11 protein-coding genes and 2 pseudogenes are annotated in these 15,268 nt (G+C 33.6%); 6 read left to right on the top strand and 7 right to left on the bottom strand.

The annotated features are described in order from the left end of the window. Positions 1–151: 151 nt before the first annotated feature. Together ACPWTF_RS07225 and ACPWTF_RS07220 are read right to left on the bottom strand one after the other, a co-directional pair. On the bottom strand, positions 152–793 hold the full coding sequence (locus tag ACPWTF_RS07225; RefSeq protein ID WP_111378401.1) for an NAD(P)-dependent oxidoreductase: 642 nt from the start codon (positions 791–793) through the stop codon (positions 152–154). A 57-nt stretch (positions 794–850) separates the two neighbouring features. Further along, the gene (locus ACPWTF_RS07220; protein ID WP_095931086.1) at positions 851–1,258 is read right to left on the bottom strand and encodes an RrF2 family transcriptional regulator; all 408 of its coding nucleotides are present in this window, start codon (positions 1,256–1,258) and stop codon (positions 851–853) included. A gap of 118 nt (positions 1,259–1,376) precedes the next feature. Here ACPWTF_RS07220 and ACPWTF_RS07215 point away from each other — a divergent pair, with 118 nt between their 5' ends. After that, a complete protein-coding gene (locus ACPWTF_RS07215) occupies positions 1,377–2,288 on the top strand; it encodes an AEC family transporter (protein WP_427874978.1) in 912 nt (303 codons plus the stop codon). A gap of 304 nt (positions 2,289–2,592) precedes the next feature. Next, on the top strand, positions 2,593–3,231 hold the full coding sequence (locus ACPWTF_RS07210; protein WP_427874976.1) for a peroxiredoxin: 639 nt from the start codon (positions 2,593–2,595) through the stop codon (positions 3,229–3,231). Between the two features lie 186 nt (positions 3,232–3,417). Here the strand turns inward: ACPWTF_RS07210 and ACPWTF_RS07205 are convergent. The 4 genes and pseudogenes from ACPWTF_RS07205 to ACPWTF_RS07190 form a co-directional block, all read right to left on the bottom strand. Then, positions 3,418–5,654, bottom strand: a pseudogene (locus ACPWTF_RS07205) (cation:proton antiporter). A 215-nt stretch (positions 5,655–5,869) separates the two neighbouring features. Next, on the bottom strand, positions 5,870–7,216 hold the full coding sequence (gene purB / locus ACPWTF_RS07200; RefSeq protein WP_427874975.1) for an adenylosuccinate lyase: 1,347 nt from the start codon (positions 7,214–7,216) through the stop codon (positions 5,870–5,872). A 68-nt stretch (positions 7,217–7,284) separates the two neighbouring features. Then, positions 7,285–7,977: a sterol desaturase family protein gene (locus ACPWTF_RS07195; protein WP_427874974.1), complete on the bottom strand. Its 693-nt coding sequence runs from the start codon at positions 7,975–7,977 to the stop codon at positions 7,285–7,287. Beyond that, positions 7,974–8,675 (bottom strand): annotated as a pseudogene (locus tag ACPWTF_RS07190) (SIR2 family NAD-dependent protein deacylase). Before ACPWTF_RS07190 ends, ACPWTF_RS07195 begins: the two are co-directional and overlap by 4 nt. Before the next feature lie 134 nt (positions 8,676–8,809). Between ACPWTF_RS07190 and cysC the strand changes: the two are divergent. From cysC to ACPWTF_RS07170, 4 genes are read left to right on the top strand one after another with little or no spacing between them, the layout of a single operon-like run. Further along, positions 8,810–9,337, top strand: a complete 528-nt coding sequence (gene cysC, locus ACPWTF_RS07185; RefSeq protein ID WP_427874973.1) for an adenylyl-sulfate kinase — start codon at positions 8,810–8,812, stop codon at positions 9,335–9,337. A 4-nt stretch (positions 9,338–9,341) separates the two neighbouring features. Further along, positions 9,342–10,031, top strand: coding sequence for an aspartyl/asparaginyl beta-hydroxylase domain-containing protein (locus ACPWTF_RS07180; RefSeq protein WP_427874972.1), 690 nt, complete (start codon positions 9,342–9,344; stop codon positions 10,029–10,031). Positions 10,032–10,033: 2 nt separating this feature from the next. Further along, positions 10,034–11,002, top strand: a complete 969-nt coding sequence (locus tag ACPWTF_RS07175; RefSeq protein WP_427874971.1) for a sulfotransferase family protein — start codon at positions 10,034–10,036, stop codon at positions 11,000–11,002. 60 nt (positions 11,003–11,062) lie between these two features. Next, on the top strand, positions 11,063–11,728 hold the full coding sequence (locus tag ACPWTF_RS07170; protein WP_095931076.1) for a TrmH family RNA methyltransferase: 666 nt from the start codon (positions 11,063–11,065) through the stop codon (positions 11,726–11,728). 174 nt (positions 11,729–11,902) lie between these two features. Here ACPWTF_RS07170 and secA read toward each other — a convergent pair whose 3' ends face one another. Continuing rightward, positions 11,903–15,247, bottom strand: coding sequence for a preprotein translocase subunit SecA (secA, locus tag ACPWTF_RS07165; RefSeq protein WP_427874970.1), 3,345 nt, complete (start codon positions 15,245–15,247; stop codon positions 11,903–11,905). Positions 15,248–15,268 lie beyond the last annotated feature (21 nt).

Genomic DNA, 15,268 nt, shown 5'->3' with positions numbered 1-15,268 from the left:
ATTTGTTATTCTCAAAAGGAGTAAAAAAAAGTTTGCCACGAATTCACGAATTTTCTTTTTAAAATCTTTATCTAGTATTATTCAAATTAATTCGAAAAAATAATCTCAAAGATTTTAAAAATAAAATTCGTGAATTCGTGGCTGAAGAAAATTAATACCCAGCAGTAAACCTAACTTGATGATGTTTTGGAGTTTCTACTTCATCAGCAATAACAACTGCTAAATCTTCTACAGAAAGAATACTTCTTTGCTCATCATTGAAAACCGGATTTTCTAAACCTAAACGGTATTTTCCAGTTCTTCCAGTTTTAGTTCCAGCATGCATTTCGAAAGCAGGACTAAAAAATGCCCAGTCTAAATCTTTTTCTTCTTTTATGATATTTAAATAATGTCTTGCAGCATTTGCACCTGGGAAAATTTCTTTTGGAAAATCTGGAGTGTCAACTGCTTGTAAATCTGGAGCAACATATAAGCTTCCTGCACCACCGATGGTGATAAAACGTTTAACACCCGATTTTTTAACCGCTTCTTGAATAGCTTTAGAACCAGCTAAAAAGTCATCGTAAATGTTTGGGTTAGTCCATCCCGGATTATAAGCATTAACCACAGCATCATGACCTTTTAAGATCTCTGCCAAAGCATCAACATTAAAGATATCCGCAGCAACCCAAGTAGCATTTGCTGTGTCTTTTGGAGTTCTTGCAATAGCAGTGATTTCGTGTTTTCTATCTGCTAATTCGTTTAAAATTGCTGAGCCAACAAATCCTGTAGCTCCAATAAGTGCGATTTTCATAATATATAAATTTATTTAGTAATAAAAAATGTTACAGTTTAGGTCAAAAAAATAGTTTTAAAATTGATTCGAAAAATCTTCCAATGAAATACCTTCCAGCTGTAAGCTAACTTTCTGATTCATTTCGCTGTATAAATTCTCCAAATGCTGATTGATGTTTTTTCCAACAGGACAATCAGGATTGGGTTGATTTTTAGCAAAACCTAAACCAATAGTTTCGAAGGTCATTTCGAATATTTGTTTTAAAGTCAGTTCGGCAGCATTAACAGCCAATTTTGTACCGCCATTTTTTCCTTCTTTACTTTCTACAACATGATGCGCTTTTAGGTTGGCAATTTCTTTTCGAACCAAAACAGGATTTAAATTAATACTTCCCGCAATAAACTCCGATGATAAATAATCATTAGGGAATTTATGCAGCAGAGTAAGAATGTGAATTGTTATGGCAAATTTACCTGAAATCATACTGTAATAAAATATGTTACAAATTTACATCTTTTTTGTAACACAAAATACTAATTTAACTAAAAATTAATTCTTTACCTCAAATTTTAAATACTTATTTTTGTCTTGATCTTACTATATGAACAACTTCATTCTCATATTTCTCTTTCTTTCACTGGGATTGATTTTACAGCGGGTAAAACAATTCCCGACTCATATTTACAAAACGCTCAATAAAATTGTTATTTATTTTTGTCTTCCGGCGATTACTTTATACCATATTCCGAAGATAAAATGGAGTAGCGAATTATTGTTTCCGATAGGAGCAGGATGGATTACTTATATTCTAGCTTTTATTTTTTTTCATTTTTTGGGAAGAAGAAATGGCTGGTCGAATAAACTGATTGGATGTTTGATTTTGACGGCAGGATTAAGTAACAGTTCATTTCTCGGATACCCAATTATTGAAGCCTTGTTTGGTAAAAAAGGCCTAGAAACGGCAGTTTTGGTAGATCAGCCCGGAACTTTTGTTGTGGTTTCAACACTTGGTGTTTTTACAGCCGCTTTTTATTCTAAAGGAAGTCCAGATGCTTTAGGGATTTTCAAAAAGATTATTTTGTTTCCTCCTTTCATAATGTTTGTTATCGCTTGTTTAATGAATATTTTTCAAGTTGATTTAAATGAAAATTTCCAATCTTTATTATTAAAAATTGGAAGTCTGGTAACGCCTTTAGCTTTGCTTTCGGTTGGTTTGCAGTTAACTTTTGATAGAAAAAGTCAGCATTGGAAATTTTTACAACTGGGGCTTTTCTTTAAACTGCTTTTAATTCCTTTTGTGATTTTTGTGCTTTATGTATTTATTTTTGACCAGCATTCTGAAGTTATAAAAATCACTATAATGGAAACTGCTATGGCCCCAATGATAACCGGTGCAATTTTAGCCTCAACATACGGATTAAAGCCAAAATTAAGCAGTATGATGATTGGTTTCGGAATTCCAATTTCCTTTGTAACGCTTGCTGTTTGGTACTTTGTGGTAAGTTTTATTTAATCTCTTATTTGTTTTTTAATCTCGCAAAGACGCCAAGTCGCTAAGTCTTTTCTTTTTAAGTTTTTCTTTTTTTTAGTTTTTTATAAAACTTTGCGTCTTTGCGACTTTGCGAGCAATTTTACTATGAAAAAGAGGCTTATAAAATAATTCAGTAAACATTACAAAATCTATGTTTTTATGTGTTAAAATCAGATTAAAACACTAACTAGATAGAGAATGTAGAATTTTAACTTTTTTTTACCTTTTGAATGTTTTCTAAATGCATTTTTTAGTTAATTTTAGATGAACTAAAAAAATATAAATTATGTCAACATTAAGATTAGGCGATATAGCTCCAGATTTTCAGGCAGAAACCACACAAGGGCCAATTAATTTTCACGAATGGTTAGGTGATTCTTGGGGTGTTTTATTTTCTCATCCAGCAGATTTTACTCCTGTTTGTACTACTGAATTAGGAACTGTAGCGAACTATGTTCCAGAATTTCAAAAAAGAAATACTAAGGTTATTGCTTTGAGTGTAGACGGTTTAGACTCGCATAAAGAGTGGATTAAAGATATTAACGAAACTCAAAATACAGAAGTAAATTTCCCAATCATTGCAGATGAGGATAAAAAAGTAGCAAATCTATATGATATGCTTCATCCAAATGCAAGTGATAAATTTACAGTACGTTCTGTTTTTGTTATCGGTTCAGATAAAAAAATCAAATTGACTTTAACATATCCAGCTTCTACAGGAAGAAATTTTGATGAATTGCTTCGTGTAATTGACAGCTTGCAATTGACAGCAAATTACAGCGTTGCAACACCAGCAAACTGGAAAGATGGAGAAGATGTGGTAATAGCACCGGCAATTCCAGATAGTGACATTCCAGCAAAATTCCCGAAAGGACATACGCCTATCAAACCTTATTTGCGTTTGACACCGCAGCCGAATAAATAATATTCTGAGTTTCTAAGTTTCTAAGTTTCTGAGATGCTGAGATGCTGAGATTCTAAGATTTTTCAAAATAATAAATATTAAAGCGCTAAAATTTCATAATGAAATCTTAGCGCTTTATTTTTTACGAAAGTTTAAAAAGAGGCAAAATAAAAACTTAGAATCTCAGCATCTCAGAAACTTAGGGACTTACTTGGCTGCCAACAAAGCATTCATTCTTTTCTTGTCTCCTACAACCCACAGAATGTCATTTTTCTCCAAGAGCAAACTAGATTCAGGATTTAAGATACGATTTCCGTTTCGTTCAATTCCTACAACCATTCCATCTGTTTTGGCTCTGAATTGTCCGATGCTTTTTTGAATAAATTCGTCTTGAGAAACTTCAAGCTGACGTAAAACAATATCGGTTTCTTCTACTTTTGCAGGCGGTTCTGTTTCGTTTTGAGTTAAGAATTTGGTGAATTCTGTAATTTGGGCATCAGTTCCGATTACGCAAATTTCGTCGCCTGGAAATAAGCGTTCGGTTTTAGTAGGAATCGGAATTGTGACTTCTCCTCGTTTAATGTAAGCGATATTAATTCCTAATTGCTCACGAATTTTAAGTTCTTGTAAAGTTTGTCCGACCAGATTAGATTCCTTTTTAATTTCGAAGAAAGACATGTGTCCGTCCCATGGCATTAAATTAGCATATCTTCTGTCGATCTTTTTGTTTTCACGATCGTTAAGATTCTTTAAAAAGTGACTTTCAATTCTGTGGTATTGCTCGTTTAATTTTTTAGGGAAAAGTTGATAAGCTCCAATTGCAATAATCAGCGCGACGAAAGCAACCAAAGGAGAGAAGAAAATATTCAATAAAAACCCGACAAAGAATAAACCAAGGCTCATTCTAATTAAAATAAGCATTAACAGTGCACCACGATATTTGCGTTCTTCCCAAAGAGCTTCAACTTCATCTACTTTTACACGACGAAGCGAAAGTGCCCATAAAAACGGTGCAATTACAACCAAAGTTAGTAAAGCCGCCAAAGTATTTCCGAATCGTGTATCGGCTACTAAAGGCGCTACAAATTTAGATGACAATAATATGATGGCAGTAATAATGATCGTATGAAGAACAATTTGAGTAATGGAAGAACGAAGAACAATCTGCCAAGTACTGACAGATTTAATCGCTTGCGCATTCACACTATAACGGTTAATATTTTTAACCCATCTTTTAGGCATTTTTGCTTCTAAAAAGAAAGCAAACCGCTCTGAATATTTAATTAAGAAAGGAGTAGTAAATGTAGTAATTGCAGATACTGCCACGATAATAGGATATAAGAAATCGCTGGTAACTTTTAAAGTCATTCCAAGAGTTGCAATAATAAAAGAGAACTCTCCAATTTGAGCCAAACTCATTCCGGTTTGGACAGATTGTTTTAAAGGTTGGCCAGAAATTAAAGCTCCGATAGAAGAACTGAATGCTTTTCCGAAGATGGTCAATAAAGTGATTATAGCCACAGGAAGAGCATAATTTACCAAGGTAATCGGATTGATTAGCATTCCTACCGATACAAAGAAAACAGCACCAAAGAAATCTTTTACGGGCTGAATTAAATGTTCGATTTTTTCTGCCATTGTAGTTTCAGCAATAATAGATCCCATAATGAAAGCGCCTAACGCTGGAGAGAAACCAACATTTGAAGCGAAAATGACCATCATTAAACATAAGGCTAATGAGATTATCAAGAGCATTTCGTCTGTTAAGAGATGTTTTGCTTTTTTGAAAATAGTGGGAATAATAAAGATTCCTCCTAAGAACCAGATAATTAAAAAGAATACAAGTTTTAAAACAGATTGCAATAATGCAGTTCCAGAAACCTGATCGCTTACGGCAATAGTTGATAATAAAACAAGCATCAAGATAGCGACGATATCTTCTACAATTAAAGCTCCGAAAACAATCCCGACGAATTTTTTTCCTTTAACTCCCAATTCGTCAAAAGCTCTAATGATAATAGTTGTGGATGAAATAGAAAGTGTGGCTCCTAAGAAAATACTATCCATTTTTCCCCAGCCCATCCATTGCCCAACGCAATAACCAATTACGGTCATAAATAGAATCTGGGTTATGGCGGTGACAGATGAAGTCCCTCCAACCTTCATTAGTTTCTTAAAGCTGAATTCGAGTCCTAAACTGAAAAGTAAAAATATAACCCCGATTTCGGCCAGACTTCAACACTCTTCATGTCGGTTATGGATGGGAAAAAATCAAAATGGTTTCCAGCCAAAAAACCTGCAATCAGGTAGCCTAAAACCAAAGGTTGTTTCAATCTTCTAAATAATAGAACGGCAATTGCGGCAGTCATTAGGATTAAACCTAAATCACTAATTAAAGGTTGTAAGTGGTGTGTAGTTTCAGCAGTGGCGCTTAGTGCAATCATAGGTGGTATTTTAGTTTTCAGTGAGCTTGATCCAGCTTTTTATTTAAAGTTTTTTGTTCAAACTCTGGCTTTCTGAACAAAAGACTTTTTTAATGTAATTCACTGAACTCCAACTAAAATAAAGTTAAGTGAAGTAATCTGGACTACCCCGGGTTAAATAAAAAAAGCTATCTCGATAAAGATAGCTTTTTTTGATAAAATATTTGGTATTTTTCTTAAATTCCTGTGTAGTTACTAGGTGTTATCGCTAATAATTCTGCTCTAACTGCATCTGAAACTTCCAAGGTTGCAATGAAGTTATGAATCGCATTTTTGTCAATTGCTTCATTCGTTCTTGTTAGACCTTTTAAAGCTTCATACGGGTTTGGATAAGCTTCACGACGTAAAATTGTCTGAATAGCTTCAGCCACAACTGCCCAGTTTCTCTCTAAATCTTCAGCAAATTTGTTTTCGTTTAAAAGTAATTTGTTTAAACCTTTCAAAGTAGCTTCAAAAGCAATAATAGTATGTCCGAAAGGAACACCAACATTACGCAAAACAGTGCTGTCAGTTAAGTCACGCTGTAATCTTGAAATAGGAAGTTTTGCAGCCAAGTGTTCGAAAATTGCATTGGCAATTCCTAAGTTTCCTTCAGAGTTTTCAAAATCAATTGGATTTACTTTATGAGGCATTGCAGACGAACCAATTTCTCCAGCTTTAATTTTTTGCTTAAAGTAATCCATTGATACATATGTCCAAATATCACGATCTAAATCAATGATGATCGTATTGATTCTTTTTAAAGCATCGAAGAAAGCGGCAAAATGATCGTAATGCTCAATTTGAGTTGTTGGGAAAGAATGCTTTAAACCAAGATCGGTTTCAACAAATTTATTTCCAAACTGTTTCCAGTCAATTTGCGGATATGCTACGTGATGCGCATTAAAGTTTCCTGTTGCTCCTCCAAATTTAGCAGCAAACGGAATATTGAATAACAAACGCATTTGTTCTTCTAAACGTTCTACGAAAACCAAAATCTCTTTTCCTAAACGAGTAGGAGAGGCTGGTTGTCCGTGTGTACGTGCCAACATCGGGATGTCTTTCCATTCAACACTTAATTCTTTTAATTTTGCAATTAACGCGATTAAGGTTGGCATATAAACTTGCTCAAACGCTTCTTTTGTAGAAAGCGGAATAGCAGTGTTGTTAATATCTTGAGATGTTAATCCGAAGTGAATGAACTCTTTGTACTGAGATAAACCTAATTTCTCAAAAGCATCTTTAATAAAGTACTCAACTGCTTTTACGTCGTGGTTGGTTACTTTTTCTGTTTCTTTAATCCAAAGCGCATCTTCTGTTGAGAAGTTTTTGTAGATATTTCTCAAGCTTTCAAATAAACTAGAGTCAATACCTTGTAACTGAGGTAATGGAATTTGGCATAAAGCAATGAAGTATTCCACTTCAACCAAAACGCGGTATTTTATTAAAGCTTCTTCAGAGAAGAAAGGTGCTAGATTTTGAGTTTTATTTCTATATCTTCCATCAATTGGTGATATAGCATTCAATTCGTTTAGAGTAGTCATTGTTATGTTGTTTTTCGAAAGGTGCAAATATAAGGTATTGTTAAAACTTCTGAAAGCTATATTATAGCTTAAATTATGGTTTTGAAAATTTTATCCCAGATTGTAAAGTAAAAACCATAATTGCGAGATTCATTTTTGTGATGATCATTATGAAATTTAGTAGTCGAAATCCATTTTGTGAAGTAATTGTTGTACCAGAAAGATGGAAATATGTCTTTTTTTAAATGTCCAAATATTCCATAAGAAAGATTGAGAATCAAATAAATAATGATACTCAAATAATTAAAATTAAAAATCGTAATTAAAAACAGCCATATAAAACCGAAACCTAGAGTTTCTATCGGATGAAGCACATATAAACTATAAACATTCGTTTCAACATGTGTATGATGCAGTTTATGAATGGGGTAAAGCCATTTTAAATAATGAACCAGAAAATGAAAAATAAACATAAAAAGATCCATTAAAAGAATCAATAATAGTATGTCAAAAATGATAAGTTTTAAGGATCCAGAAAAATCTACTTTCAGTATTCCGTAGCGATATAATTCAAAACCTATTAAAGTGATGAATGTGTTACAAAGCAGTGTAGAAAATACCCATTTTCGATCTTTATTCTTTAAAACGGTGTTCTCAGATTCGATTACTTTTCCAATTAAAACAGATAAACCTACTAACGTAGCATTTTCTATTAAAAAGAAAACAAAGAGCCAAAATATATTAAACGGAAATAACTGTTGTAACCAGCTTTGAAAAATCATGTTGTTTTTTCTAAGGTCAGTAATTTTTCTCTTAAATCTGCGACTCCTTCAGAAGCAAATTTGGCAATAGTTTCGACTTTATTTCGAAGGTTCGGAATCGAAATGGGTTTCGGATCAATATAGAAAACCAGTGTTGTACTTGGAGTATAAGCAATTAACCCAGCAGCTGGATAAACCTGAAGCGAAGTTCCAATTACGGCAAAATAATCTGCGGTTTCTGTAATGTCAATAGCTTCTTCGAGTGCAGGAACTTCTTCGCCAAACCAAACAATATGCGGACGTAATTGATGCCCGTTTGCATCAAAATCTCCAGTAAGTAAATCTTCGGTTCAGTCTAAAATTAGATTTTTATTTTGTGTGCTGCGTACTTTTAATAATTCGCCATGCAAATGCAAAACATTTGTGCTTCCTGCACGTTCATGGAGATCGTCAACATTTTGAGTGATAATTTGTACATCAAAATCTTTTTCCAATTCAGCCAAAATGATATGCCCAAGATTCGGATTGACTTCTTTTAACTGCTGGCGTCTTTTGTTGTAAAAATCGAGAACCAATTCTTGATTTTTATGCCAGCCTTCCGGAGTTGCAACTTCCATCACATCATGCCCTTCCCAAAGACCATCACTGTCTCGAAAAGTTTTAATTCCGCTCTCAGCACTTATTCCTGCTCCTGTTAAAACAACAAGTTTCTTTTTCATTTTTAGTTTAATTAAAAGATAAAAATAGTGATTTCTTTGTTCAAATGGCTAGTAAATAAAGGGTATTTATACTCTTTGTCTCTCGTTCTAAATTATTTAGTTTTAATGTCACGTTTTATAAAAGTGATGCTAAAATGATTTTAATTCAATTTACAGGATTATCTGGTTCGGGAAAAACGACATTGGCAGAAAATGTCAGACATCTTTTGCTTCAAAATAATTTTGAAGCCGAAATTGTAGATGGTGATGTGTACCGACAAACGATTTGTAAAGATTTAGGGTTTTCTAAAGATGACCGTTGCGAGAATGTAAGACGTCTTTTTAATGTTGGGCGAAATCTAATTGAGGAAAAGAAAATAGTTCTCATGTCGGTTATTAATCCATATGAAAATCTTAGAAATGAATTAAGGTCTTTTGAATTTGTAAAAACGGTATTTCTGGATTGCGCCATTTCTAATTTGATCGAAAGAGATCCAAAAGGATTGTACAAAAGAGCCTTGTTGCCAGACAGTGATCAAAATAAAATTAAAAGTTTTACAGGAATAAGCGATGTTTTTGAAATTCCGAAAAAAGCCGATTTAGTATTGAAAACAGATTCTGAAACCGTTTCAGCTTCTACCCATAAACTCTACCATTTTATACTTAGCAATTTAAATTTTTAAGGTTATGAATCCTTCATCCTGTCAGCTTCCCATTTCTTTCTCAATAGAAAAACTGCAAAATGATTTATTGATTTGCGAAACCAATTTATGGACACCACATTTTAATACCAATCGATATGAAGGAAATTGGACAAGTGTTTCTTTACGATCGCAATCGGGTTTAGAGAATGATATTTTTTCTTTTCCAGACAAAGAGTATAAAAATACGCCTTTGCTTGACAGTTGCTCTAATTTTAAAGAAATAATGGATTGGTTTGAATGCGAAAAAGAAGCCGTAAGATTATTAAGACTTGGGCCTAATAGTGAAATTAAAGAGCATGTTGATAATGATACTTCGTATGAAGATGGATTTTTTAGAATTCATGTTCCAATTATTACAAACTCGGAAGTTTATTTTTATGTCAATCATGATCAGGTTCCAATGAAAATGGGAGAGTGCTGGTATGCTAATTTTCAATTACCGCATAGTGTTCAGAATAAAAGTTCAGAACCTAGAATTCACTTAACGCTCGATTGCATAAGAAATGATTGGTCTGATGAATTGTTTTCTAAAATGGGTTTTGATTTGAATTTTATACCCAAGAGAAAATATTCAGATGAGGTAAAACAACAGATTATTGCAGAGCTTTCAAGAAATCCATCTGAAACTAGTGCTAAGATTATTGCCGAAATTCAATCACAAATGAATTTATAAAAATGGAAAATGTAGAAAAACTTATTTCAAATTGGATTCCGATTAAATTGATTGAAAAAGAAAATGAAGTCTATTTTGAATGGATTTATCTTTCGGATATACCTTTTACAGATCCTTTTTTTGATGAAACAATTGCAAAATGTAGAAGTCGCAGCTATAATTCAAAACCGTTTAAATTAATAAGTACAGCAGAGAATATTATTGACTGGTCTAAAGAACTCGATTTTGTAGAATTAAAAGGATTGGTTTTTCATGTGTCAAGATGCGGATTTACCATGTTGAGTCAGTCTCTTGCCACTTCATCTGAAAATATAATGGTTTCTGAAGCTCCTATTATCGATCAGATTTTAAGAAGTAATGCTTTTGATTGCGCAATCAAAACCACTTTGCTGAAATCGGTTTTGAGATTCTTGGGGCAAAAAAGATTTTCTGAGCAAAAACATTTAATTATAAAACTAGATGCTTGGAGTATTTTTAAAGCTTCTTATTTAAGATCTGTTTTTCCTGAAATTCCGTTTGCATTATTGTACCGAAATCCAGGAGAAGTTTTGAGATCGCACCAAAAAAAGGCAGGCATGCACATGATTCCAAATTTAATTCCTTCAAGTGTTTTCGGAATCACTTCTAGAGAAATTGAAGAAATAAGTTTTCAGCAATATCAAGTTTTGGTTTTAGAAAAATATTTTCAAAGTTTTCTAGATTTTTATGAAAGAGACCAAAATATAATAATGCTTAATTACAATGATGGAATGAAGAATGTAATAGAGCGATTTATAGCTTTTATTAATGCTGATTTTTCTGAAAGTGAATTGAACGCGATGCTGGAACGTCTTAAAAAACATTCTAAAAATGAAAAAGCAGTTTTTACGGGAGATTCGTATAAAGACGATATTTTGTCTGTGAATTTGACTCAGCTTCATGCTTTGCACGAAAAACTTAATGCCAATTTTATTGAAGATTTAGCAGGTTGAAAAATAAGGTGAAGTCTTCTTTCTCATTTATTTATTATTTTTGCGCCAAACATAAATAAAATGATTGATTTAGATTACCTCGCATTCTTAGAAAATATATTGACAGAAAACAGAAAAGCAAATTTTTTAAAAGTACTAGAAAATAGAACAAAGCATTTTACAGTTGCAGTAGAAGATGTTTATCAAATGCATAATACAAGCGCAGTAATGCGAAGCTGTGAAGTTTTTGGAATTCAGGAATTAAATGTAATTGAACAGCGTTTTGGAAAAAGAATCGACAAAGAAATTGCTTTGGGTGCGCAAAAATGGGTTGACATTAATCGATTTGATTCGGTTTCAGGATGCCTTTCTGATTTAAAAAGTAAAGGATATCAAATTATTGCGACTACTCCACATGAGAAAGATTGCATGTTGGAAGATTTCGATATTACAAAACCAAGTGCTTTATTCTTTGGAACAGAAAAAGAAGGATTGTCACAAGAAATTATGGACAACGCCGATGGTTTCTTAAAAATACCAATGGTTGGTTTTACAGAAAGTTTGAATATTTCTGTGTCGGCTGCCATTATCATTCAAAGTTTAACCAATAGACTTCGCAGATCTGATATTAATTGGAAATTGACAGAGGAAGAAATTTTAGTAAAACGTTTACTTTGGGCAAAAAACTCTATCAAAGATATAAAACGAATTGAAGAACGTTATTATCAGGATAACCCGAGAGATTAGTGTTCAGTATTTAGTGATCAGTCTCAGTTCTAGGACGAGGGAGTGAATTGGAAATAAAGATAATTTTCTAAAAAATAAAAGACCGATAGTTTAAACTATCGGTCTTTTTTATGGATTTAAAATATCAGTTGGTAAACTGTGATTGAATACTGCGACTGAATACTTAAAATAGTATTAGTTAATTAAAACCCAAGTTCCAGCTGCGATTAAAGCTTCAGCTTTTTTGTATTTCATTGTTTCTGTTTTACCAGTAGCAACTTCTTGAACTACAACCGTATCATTTCTGTTGATTTTTGGCATATCTCTAACGATAGTTTCAGTAACTTGACGTTGTTGAGTTTCTCCAGCCTCACGGTTGATGCTTTCGCTATTTGGAATTTCGTCTTTACTTAATTGTAAATTTTCTTTTGGACGAGCTACTTCTCTTGCTTCGTGAATTTCAGGAGCGTTTTGAGCTGGTAAATCACCTTTGAATAAGAATGAAATAACTTCTTTGTTAACGTTGTCCAACATTCCTCTAAACAAGTTGAAAGCTTCTAATTTATAGATAAGCAATGGATCTTTTTGTTCGTGAACAGCCAATTGAACAGATTGTTTCAATTCGTCCATTTTACGCAAGTGTTTTTTCCAAGCTTCATCCACAATAGAAAGTGTGATGTTCTTTTCGAAATCAGCGATTAATTGAGCGCCTTGGCTATCATAAGCTTTTTTCAAGTCAGTTACCACATTCAAAGTTTTGATTCCGTCTGTAAATGGAACTACAATTCGTTCGAAATGGTTATTTGGCTCTTCGTAAACTCCTTTGATAATTGGGAAAGCTTCTCTAGCGCTTCTTTCTGTTTTTTCAGTATAGAAAGCTAAAGCTTCTTTGTACACTTTTCCAGTAACTTCAATATCAGATAATTTTAAGAAATCTGCTTCAGAAATTGGAGAAGTGATTCCGAAATAACGAATTAAATCAAACTCAAATCCTTTAAAATCATTTGTTACTTTACTGTTGCTTACGATTAATTCGCAAGTATCATAAAGCATATTTGCAATATCCAGTTTCAAACGCTCTCCGAACAATGCATGACGACGACGTTTGTAAACTACTTCACGTTGCGAGTTCATTACGTCATCATATTCTAATAAACGTTTACGAACACCAAAGTTGTTTTCTTCTACTTTTTTCTGAGCACGTTCGATAGATTTAGTCATCATAGAATGCTGAATAACTTCACCTTCTTTCAATCCCATTCTGTCCATTACTTTCGCAACTCTTTCAGAACCGAATAAACGCATTAAGTTATCTTCAAGAGAAACATAGAATTGAGAACTTCCTGGATCTCCTTGACGACCAGAACGACCACGTAACTGTCTGTCTACACGACGAGAATCATGACGCTCTGTACCAACAATTGCTAAACCTCCTGCAGCTTTTACTTCTGGAGATAATTTAATATCGGTACCACGACCAGCCATGTTTGTTGCAATAGTTACAACTCCAGCTTTACCTGCTTCTTCAACGATTTGTGCCTCTTGCTTGTGCATTTTAGCGTTCAATACGTTGTGTGTGATTCCTCTCATTTTAAGCATACGGCTTAATAATTCTGAAATCTCTACAGAAGTTGTTCCAATCAAAACTGGTCTTCCAGCTTGAGATAGTTCCGTAACATCTTCGATTACAGCGTTGAATTTCTCACGTGTTGTTTTGTAGATGTAATCTTCCTTGTCAATTCTTGCAATTCCACGGTTTGTTGGAATTTCAACAACATCCAATTTATAAATCTGCCATAACTCTCCTGCTTCTGTAACAGCTGTACCGGTCATACCAGCCAGTTTGTTGTACATTCTGAAGTAATTCTGTAATGTAACAGTTGCAAAAGTTTGAGTTGCAGCTTCGATTTTTACGTTTTCTTTTGCTTCGATCGCTTGGTGAAGACCGTCTGAGTAACGACGCCCGTCCATGATACGACCTGTTTGCTCATCGACAATCATAATTTTGTTGTCCATGATCACGTACTCTACATCTTTTTCGAATAAAGCATACGCTTTTAAAAGCTGAGTAAGAGTGTGAATACGCTCGCTTTTTACTCCAAAATCTTGGAATAATCTTTCTTTAGCTTCAGCTTCAGCGTCTTTATCTAATTTTTGTTTTTCAATTGCAGCGATTTCTGTTCCAATGTCTGGTAAAACGAAGAAATCAGCATCAGTATCTCCAGAAAGGTATTTAATACCATTGTCTGTTAATTCTACTTGATTGTTTTTCTCTTCAATCACAAAATACAAAGCTTCGTCTACTTTGTGCATTTCGCGATTGTTATCTTGCATGTATTGATTTTCAGTTTTTTGAAGTAATTGTTTAATTCCTTCTTCACTTAAAAATTTAATTAATGCTTTATTTTTAGGTAAACTTCTGTAAGCTCTTAATAATTGGAAACCTCCATCTTTAGTATTACCTTCTTTAATTAATTTTTTAGCTTCAGCTAAGAAACCATTCGCTAACTGACGTTGTTGTGCAACTAAGTTTTCGATTTTTGGTTTCAATTCGTTGAATTCGTGACGATCTCCTTGCGGAACTGGTCCAGAAATAATAAGAGGTGTTCTAGCGTCATCAATTAATACAGAGTCAACCTCGTCGACAATTGCAAAATTGTGTTTTCTCTGCACTAAATCGCTTGGAGAGTGCGCCATATTATCTCTTAAGTAATCGAAACCAAACTCATTGTTCGTTCCGTAAGTAATATCAGCATCGTAAGCTTTTTTTCTTTGCTCTGTGCTCGGCTGGTGATTATCGATACAATCAACAGATAAGCCGTGGAATTCGAATAAAGGAGCTTTCCAAGTACTATCACGTTTTGCCAAGTAGTCATTCACTGTTACTAAGTGAACTCCATTTCCAGTCAAAGCATTTAAATAAAGTGGAAGAGTAGCAACCAAAGTTTTACCTTCTCCCGTTTGCATTTCAGCAACTTTACCTTCGTGCAATACCATACCACCAATTAACTGAACATCGTAGTGAATCATGTCCCACGTGATGTCTTTTCCAGCAGCATTCCATTTGTTTGCCCAGATCGCTTTTTCGCCATCAATAGTAATGTATGATTTTGTTGCTGAGAATTCGCGGTCTTTTGGAGTTGCAGTAACTTCAATATGAGAGTTTTCCTTAAAACGACGAGCCGTTTCTTTTACTACAGAAAACGCTTCTGGAAGAATTTCCAATAAAGTTTTTTCAGAGATTTCATAAGCCTCTTTTTCAAGAGCGTCTATTGCATCATAAATGTCTTCTCTTTTATCGATGTCTTCGATGTTTTCTACTTCTGCTTTAAGCGAAGCAATTTTAGCATCTTTATCAGCTCTAGCTTCTTTTATTCTGTCTTTAAAATAAACGGTTCTTCCTCTTAATTCGTCGTTTGATAGACTCATTAAAGGAGCTTCGAATGTTTTAATTTTGTTTAAGTAAGGTTGTAAAGCTTTGACATCTTTCTGCGACTTATCGCCGACAAAGACTTTAATAATACTGTTTATGAAACTCATGATTTATTGTATTTCTTTATT

The organism is Flavobacterium sp. MMS24-S5, from assembly GCF_050320125.1.
GTDB lineage: Bacteria > Bacteroidota > Bacteroidia > Flavobacteriales > Flavobacteriaceae > Flavobacterium > Flavobacterium tyrosinilyticum.
The sequence above is the reverse complement of the archived record's forward strand: the minus strand, read 5'-3'. Positions and strand labels throughout refer to the sequence as shown.

Coding starts and splice junctions, on each gene's coding strand:
- ACPWTF_RS07220 (WP_095931086.1), bottom strand. CDS start 1,258: ATGATTTCAGGTAAATTTGCCATAACAATTCACATTCTTACTCTGCTG.
- purB (WP_427874975.1), bottom strand. CDS start 7,216: ATGACTACTCTAAACGAATTGAATGCTATATCACCAATTGATGGAAGA.
- cysC (WP_427874973.1), top strand. CDS start 8,810: ATGATTTTAATTCAATTTACAGGATTATCTGGTTCGGGAAAAACGACA.
- ACPWTF_RS07175 (WP_427874971.1), top strand. CDS start 10,034: ATGGAAAATGTAGAAAAACTTATTTCAAATTGGATTCCGATTAAATTG.
- secA (WP_427874970.1), bottom strand. CDS start 15,247: ATGAGTTTCATAAACAGTATTATTAAAGTCTTTGTCGGCGATAAGTCG.
- ACPWTF_RS07195 (WP_427874974.1), bottom strand. CDS start 7,977: ATGATTTTTCAAAGCTGGTTACAACAGTTATTTCCGTTTAATATATTT.
- ACPWTF_RS07215 (WP_427874978.1), top strand. CDS start 1,377: ATGAACAACTTCATTCTCATATTTCTCTTTCTTTCACTGGGATTGATT.
- ACPWTF_RS07225 (WP_111378401.1), bottom strand. CDS start 793: ATGAAAATCGCACTTATTGGAGCTACAGGATTTGTTGGCTCAGCAATT.
- ACPWTF_RS07180 (WP_427874972.1), top strand. CDS start 9,342: ATGAATCCTTCATCCTGTCAGCTTCCCATTTCTTTCTCAATAGAAAAA.
- ACPWTF_RS07210 (WP_427874976.1), top strand. CDS start 2,593: ATGTCAACATTAAGATTAGGCGATATAGCTCCAGATTTTCAGGCAGAA.
- ACPWTF_RS07170 (WP_095931076.1), top strand. CDS start 11,063: ATGATTGATTTAGATTACCTCGCATTCTTAGAAAATATATTGACAGAA.